We start from the raw sequence: 6662 nt of genomic DNA, 5'->3' as shown, positions 1-6662 counted from the left end.
GGATTAGATTCCGGAGTAGGCTCGGGAATAGACCTGAAGAGTGCTCCGGCAAAAGACCCGACCATAGGCTCTACTTGTGCATGGGCCTAAGGCTCGACCGTAGGCGGTACGATAGCTGGTACAGTAAGCTCGGCAATAGGCGGGAGGATAGCCGGTACAGAAGGCAGGGCAGTAGGCGGTGGATTAGGTGGGTGAGAAGGCTCAGGCTTAGGCGCGACAATTGGCGGGGCGATAGGCTGGGATATAGGTGTGAGGATAGGCCCGGGTAACCGTCCCCCCCACGACCCCTGGGCAGGGACTACGTAACTTACGCGATGTCGATTTGACCCAAAATGCCGAAATCCGGCTATAAGTATATATGTACCCCAATTGCAGTGGGGGAAAGGAGTCCGAGATGAGCCAGATAGAGCTAGTGCCGGAGACCAGGGCGCTGTTCGACCGCGTCCGGCATGGCCGCACCGTGCCGTAGACTTACGACATGCCGTCGGCTCTGGCCGAAACAGATGGCGGGACGTGGCCGCCGCCCGTCGGTTCTTCGGCGCGGGCACGATGTGGTCGAGTCAGCGTTGACTTGGCAGCAGTTATCGGATAGAAAGTGTGAGTGCAGATTCGGCCTCGGTGTGAGCTGGCGAGGAGTTACGTGCTCGCGCTGGCGATGCTGTTTCTGCCTTTCGTCCTTGCTTGCGATGCTCTCTATACCGCCTGTCCCCGTTTCGCACGGACCGCGACGCAACCGAAGCCGAAGCCACAGCCAAAGCCCCAGCCGACAGCAGCCAAGCCGCGTCCGAAGCCGGGTCAGGATGAGCGCAAGGGCAAGCTGCCGTGGCCCGCAGACGGCATCGTAGTCACTCAGTTCGGGAACGTCGTTGATCCGAAGTACGGAACCGTGACCAAGAGTTCGGGCATCGATATCGCAACTACCAGCGGCAGGCCGGTGCTGGCAGTGGATTCGGGGTTGGTGAGTTTCGCCGACGTCTTTATCGGCTACGGCAGGATGGTCATCATTGACCACGGCAGCCGGATGCACAGCATCTACTCGAAGTTGACCGACGTGAAGGTGAGAGTCGGCGCGACCGTGGCCAAGGGCGCCGTCATCGGTCTGTCCGGGGATACGCTGCATTTCGAGTTCCGCGTGGGCGGAAGGTCGGTTGACCCGTTGGAGTGGCTGGCGCCACGATGAGCCGGACAATTCAGAAGTCAGAATGCAGAAACCAGAATTCAGAAGTGCGGACCCGGAGAGAAGGCCGCCAAGGACGCCGAGAACGCCAAGGGGGAGGAGGGGACATCCACAGATTACGCAGATTACGCAGATTAGAGGTCCGGGCAGTTCAGAGACCAGAATCCAGAATCCAGAAACCGGACAAGCCAGAGTTAGAGATCAAGAACCAGAAACCAGAAACTGGAAACCAGAAGCCGGAATTGACGAAGGACGGTGGCCGGCGAACGATAGACGCGGTTGGGGCACCTGACCGCGGCTCGGTAAGGTTGACATTGGCGGAGACGGGGATAGAGTGACCATCAGGATGAAGTCAGAAGTAAGATGCTAGATGTCAGAAGCTGGAAGTACAGAACTCGGGACTCCGGAACGGGTGAAGTCAGAAGTCAGATGCTAGACGTCAGAAGTCAGAAGTGCCGGAACTCGGAATTCAGAAGAGGAGAGCAGATATGAGCAGGAAGGCTGTTGTGGTGTTGTTGGTTCTGCTGGGTATGGCGCTGGCGGCGACACCTACGCAGGATTCGACGCCGAAGGTCATCGGCATAGACTCGCTCGCCCGGGACGCCATCCAGAAGGGGATGGCAGCTCAGGGCATGAACGTGGACGAGCTGGGTTTCTATAAGCTGTGGGCGGTTGACAGTTTCTTCCGGCTGAAGGTAGTCGACCGGCTGCTGGCTCACCCGCTCGACTGCGCTGCCTATACCGAGTCGTGCGCAGCCAGCGTCTGCAAGCAGGAGAGCCTGCCCGCTTCCCAACTCTGGGGTCAGTGGCGCGTGACCGATTGCGGAATCACGCCCGACGATTCGGCCCGGTTGTGGCAGGAGGTCGAAGCCGAAGCGAGCACGCCGCTGCCCGGCACCGAGACGTTGCCGCTGGCGCTCTGGCGTTCCATCAATCTCCTGCTCGGCAGCTATCGTGTCGGGGACAAGTACCTGAACAAGGCCGTGGCTAAGCTCTCGCCGTATCAACTGGACCGATTGCTGGGAGAGGCTCCGGGTTTCTGGAAGGACGAGGATGACACGGCCAAGACGTTCTCCGGAGCGATGCAGCGGGAGTTCGGCAAGCAGTATGATACCAGCCCGGAGTTCAGGCAGGAGACGCTGCTCGCGTACGTGCGGAAGCTGGACCGTCATTCGCTCGCGCTTTCCGGCATGGCGGTCGTGATGGCATCGGCCGAGGCGAAGCGGCTGCTTGAGTCCGATACTACCCTGTACAAGGCCGGCGTGGGTAACGGCACCGTGGATGGGGTAGAGGGCGGGGTGTTGTTCAGCGCCCAGACCGAATGGGGCCTGGTCGTGGTCGGCGGGACCGGTGACAACGTCTATCGGAAGGACTGCTGCATCAGCATCGACGTCGGCGGGAACGACCGGTATCTGAACCGGGCGGGCGGCGCGGTCGGATTCCTGGGCAAGCCGTTCAGCGTCCTGATTGACCTGAAGGGCGACGACTACTACAACTCGAACCGAATGTTCAGCCAGGGCGCGTCCTTGTTCGGCACCGGCGTCCTGATTGACTGCGCGGGCAACGACGTGTACCGCGCTACCCATTACAGCCAGGGCGCAACCGAGTTCGGCACGGCGCTATTGTGGGATGTGTCCGGTGATGACATCTACGACGCCGGGTTCTTTGCCCAGGCTGCGTCCGACTTCGGCGCGGCCCTTCTGTTGGAGAACTCGGGCAACGATAGCTATCGCTGTTATTGCTGGGGCCAGGCGATGGCCAGTACGTGGTCGTGCGCAGTGTTGGGCGACATGGCCGGCAATGACGTGTATCGGGCTGGAGGCGTGTACCTGCACACGCCGCTGCTGCCGCATGAGTACCGTTCTTTCTCGCACGGGTTCGGTATGGGCCGCAGGCCGGACGCGGGCGGGGGAGTGGCCTTCTTGTGTGACAAGTCCGGCAACGATTTCTACGACGGCGAGGTGTTCTGCGAGGGGACGAGCTACTGGTACTCGCTCGGCATGCTCTGGGACGGCGGCGGCTACGACCGCTACTCCGCGTCCCAGTACTCGCAGGGCGCGGGCATCCACCTCTCGATCGGCGTTTTGATTGACGAGAATGGCGACGATTCCTACATCTCCCGTCTGGGCCCGGCTCAGGGGCAGGGGCATGACTTCTCGGTCGGGATGCTGCTCGACCGGAAGGGCGACGACTATTACTGCTGTTCCGGAGGCCAGGGCATCGGCCTGACCAACTCCGCGGCCCTGCTCATCGACGAGGACGGGAACGACTGCTACATGACCCAGGATTCGCTGCTCGGCCAGGGCTCGAGCAACTGGGCACGCGGGTTCGGCGGGATGGGCATCTTCGCCGACCTGGCCGGTACGAACAAGTACAGCCAGCGGAACGTGGCGGCTCCGCACTCCTCTTGGACCAAAGGTACATACGGCTCCGGGCTCGACTACGACCGGCCCGCGTCGGTCGAGAATTTCGAGCCGGACGTTGACACGAGCGGGGCGGCGCTGGACACGGCCATCACCCAGCCGGTGGAATCGGTCTTCAAGACCGCCTCGATGTGGCGCGTGGGCAATATCGTCAAGAAGGTGGAGCTGGCCCGCAAGCAGCTCGCAAAGATGGGGCCCAAAGCGCTGAAGTACGTGGCGGACAAGAAGATGGACACCAAGGACGGGCTTGAGTCCGAAGCGATTGAAGTGCTCGTGAAGGCGTGGCCGGACTCGAGCAAGCCGTATCTGTTCAGGGGGCTTCGTGACAGCCGCCTGCTGGCGCGTAACAACGCCGCGTATTTCCTCGGCAAGCTGGGGAGGAACAGCTTCGATGCGGTCGAGTCAATCTTCGTGGCCTTGAAGGCGAAGAGAATCAGCCCGCGGCGCGCCGTGTACGCGCTCGGGGACATCGGCGACTCGCTGGTTGTGCCGAGGATTCTCTACCTGCTGAAGGACACGATGGAGATTTCGCGGATTGTCACCGGCGAGGCTTGCGGGAAGCTGAAGAACCCGGTGGCGGTTCCGGCCCTCATCCATGCCATGAACGACCATTTCTTCACTGTGCGGTCTGCGGCCGAGGCGGGGCTGGTGGCCATCGGCAAGCCCAGTCTGGAGCCGCTGCTGGAGAGCCTGCCCAGGCTCAAGCCGGTGGCGCTCGGCCATGCGCTGAGGGCTTCCGCCGCACTGGTCGCCGCCGATACGACGCCTGGTGACTCTCTGCTGCGTGGCAGATGCAGAAAAGCCTTCCTGTCATACCTGAATAACCAGGACAACTTCGTGCGGATCCAGGCCGTAGCGGCCTGTGGAACCGTGCTCAACGACTCGCTGCGTTCCACGCTGGCGGCGAAACGGACTCAGGAGAAGGACTGGTTTGTGTTATCGAAGTACCACGAGGCCCTGGACGTGAAGTAGCAGGAGGCGTTGAAGTCAGAGGTTGGCAGCCAGTGGCGAGCAGTCAGGGCGTGCGCGCGAGCGGATAGTCGAACAGTATGCGGGGTCGGGTGTCCATGAGAAATACGTAACGTCCGCGCCGTGACGCGCCATGGACCAGCGGCTATGTTGGGGAATAGCGGGGGCTGGATTCGAACCAGCGACCTTGAGGTTATGAGCCTCACGAGCTTCCAGGCTGCTCCACCCCGCAATCAGCACACGTATTAAAGCAGAACCATGGCCATAGTCAAGAATAATGATGTGGTGGCGGCTGTAGATGTGAGGCGACGGCCGAGTATAATACACCGTGGATGAGCAGCAGACGCCTGAGGCCGGGCGGCCGCCGAAGCGCCGCGTGCCGACTGTGGTCGGCGTGGTCCTTGTCGCGGCGGCGCTGGTCGTGGCGGGGGTCCTGGTCGTCAGGAGCTTCCGCAGTGTCAAGCCCGAGCCGCTCCCTCCGTCGCTGAGGACTGCCCCGCCCGACACCGGCTTCGTAGTTTTCCGAGCAAGTATCCGGAGCAAGGTCATGAATCTTGCGGCCCGGTGTCGATCCAAGCGTAAGCAGCTCGGCAAAGGAATAACGCCGCGGGTAGACTCGCTGGGCCGCGAATGCGACTCGTCAATCAGCTCCGTCCTCGGCCGGATTGCCGCGTTTGATACCGTCAGAAGGGAGGACCGGAAGGCGGCGGCGGACAGCATCAAGGCCGCATACGAGCAAGCCAAGCTCAAGGTAAGGGTCTTTGCACGTACGGTGCTGGACGCCGACACCATCAACGAGGACTCGCTGAACCGGGAGATCAAGAAGCTGATCAGCGAATAGCCGGACGGACCGCGCTCCGTTCAGGAATGGGCACGCTCAAGCGTGCCTTTCTTGACTCATGGTGAGTTTCGCCTATCTTGGCCTGTGCTCTGGCGCATCGAGATCACCAAGACGACAACCGACCCGGAAGCGAAGGCGCTCGAATCCGATATCCGCGACATAGCGGGCGGGGCATCCGCCGACGTCCGCATCACTCGTCTCTACTACCTTGATGGCGACATCGGCAAGGCGGAAGCCGAGCGGATAGCCGCCGAGGTGCTCTGCGACCCGGTCTGCGAGAGTTCCTGCGTTCGTCCCGCGGTGGTCGCGCCCACCGGGACTGAGGTCCTGTATAATCCGGGAGTTATGGACCCGAGTGTGGAGAGCATCGCCAGGTCGCTATCCGACCTCGGGTTCGAGCAGGTCGAGATCCGTACCGGCCGCGCGTATGAGTTCGGGTTTAGCGGCAGCCGGGGCCGACGCACTGCCGACTCGATTCGGAGCCTGGTAGTCAAGGGATTGCTGGTCAACCCCGTAATCCAGCATGCGGCCAGGCCCGGCGAGCACGTCTTTGTCCATACAAGGCCGTACCGCTTCCGGAAGGGCGTCGTGAAGCTGCGCGGGCTCTCTGGGCAGGAGTTGCTGGAGCTTTCGAGACAGGGGCTCCTGGCCCTGAGTCGCGCCGAGATGCGCGGTCTGCAGAAGTACTTCGATGGGTTGGGCCGCGACCCGACCGACGTCGAGCTGGAAACGTTTGCCCAGACTTGGTCCGAGCACTGCCAGCACAAGACGTTCAAGGGCGTGATCGACATCGACGGCCGGAAGGTTAAGAATCTGCTCAAGTCCACGGTGTTCAAGCTGACCCAGGAGTTGAACCTGCCGTGGTGCCTGTCGGTGTTCCACGATAACTCAGGCGTGATAGAATTCGACGAGAAGTACGGAGTCAGCTTCAAGGTCGAGACGCACAACCATCCGTCGGCGCTCGAGCCATACGGAGGAGCGGCGACCGGCATAGGCGGAGTCATTCGCGACTGCCTCGGTACCGGGCTCGGGGCCAGGCCGATTCTGAACACCGACGTATTCTGTTTCGCGCCGGTCGACACCCGGCCGGAAGAAGTCCCGCGGGGCGTTCTGCATCCGCGCCGGGTGATGAAAGGCGTGGTTGCCGGCGTGCGCGACTACGGCAACCGGATGGGCATCCCGACTGCGAACGGAGCGGTGTATTTCGACCCGGGCTTTCTCGGCAACCCGCTTGTGTTCTGCGGAACTCTGG

4 protein-coding genes and 1 tRNA gene are annotated in these 6662 nt (G+C 61.9%); 4 read left to right on the top strand and 1 reads right to left on the bottom strand.

Features of this window, described 5'->3' with window-relative positions; translation table 11 throughout:
- Positions 1-601 precede the first annotated feature (601 nt).
- A complete protein-coding gene (locus VMH22_03020) occupies positions 602-1180 on the top strand; it encodes a peptidoglycan DD-metalloendopeptidase family protein (protein ID HTW90658.1) in 579 nt (192 codons plus the stop codon).
- Positions 1181-1665: 485 nt separating this feature from the next.
- The gene (locus VMH22_03015; GenBank protein ID HTW90657.1) at positions 1666-4572 is read left to right on the top strand and encodes a hypothetical protein; all 2907 of its coding nucleotides are present in this window, start codon (positions 1666-1668) and stop codon (positions 4570-4572) included.
- A 155-nt stretch (positions 4573-4727) separates the two neighbouring features.
- On the opposite strand, the gene VMH22_03010 is transcribed toward VMH22_03015, so the two are convergent.
- Positions 4728-4801, bottom strand: a tRNA-Met gene (locus VMH22_03010).
- A gap of 96 nt (positions 4802-4897) precedes the next feature.
- Here VMH22_03010 and VMH22_03005 point away from each other — a divergent pair.
- Positions 4898-5410, top strand: a complete 513-nt coding sequence (locus VMH22_03005; GenBank protein ID HTW90656.1) for a hypothetical protein — start codon at positions 4898-4900, stop codon at positions 5408-5410.
- An 84-nt stretch (positions 5411-5494) separates the two neighbouring features.
- A partial coding sequence (locus VMH22_03000) for a phosphoribosylformylglycinamidine synthase subunit PurS (GenBank protein ID HTW90655.1) occupies positions 5495-6662 on the top strand: 1168 nt, incomplete at its 3' end.

Source organism: bacterium, from assembly GCA_035505375.1.
GTDB lineage: Bacteria > Hydrothermota > Tepidihabitantia > Tepidihabitantales > Tepidihabitantaceae > UBA2258.
Note: the sequence above shows the minus strand (reverse complement) of the source record. Positions and strands in the feature narration are given on the sequence as shown.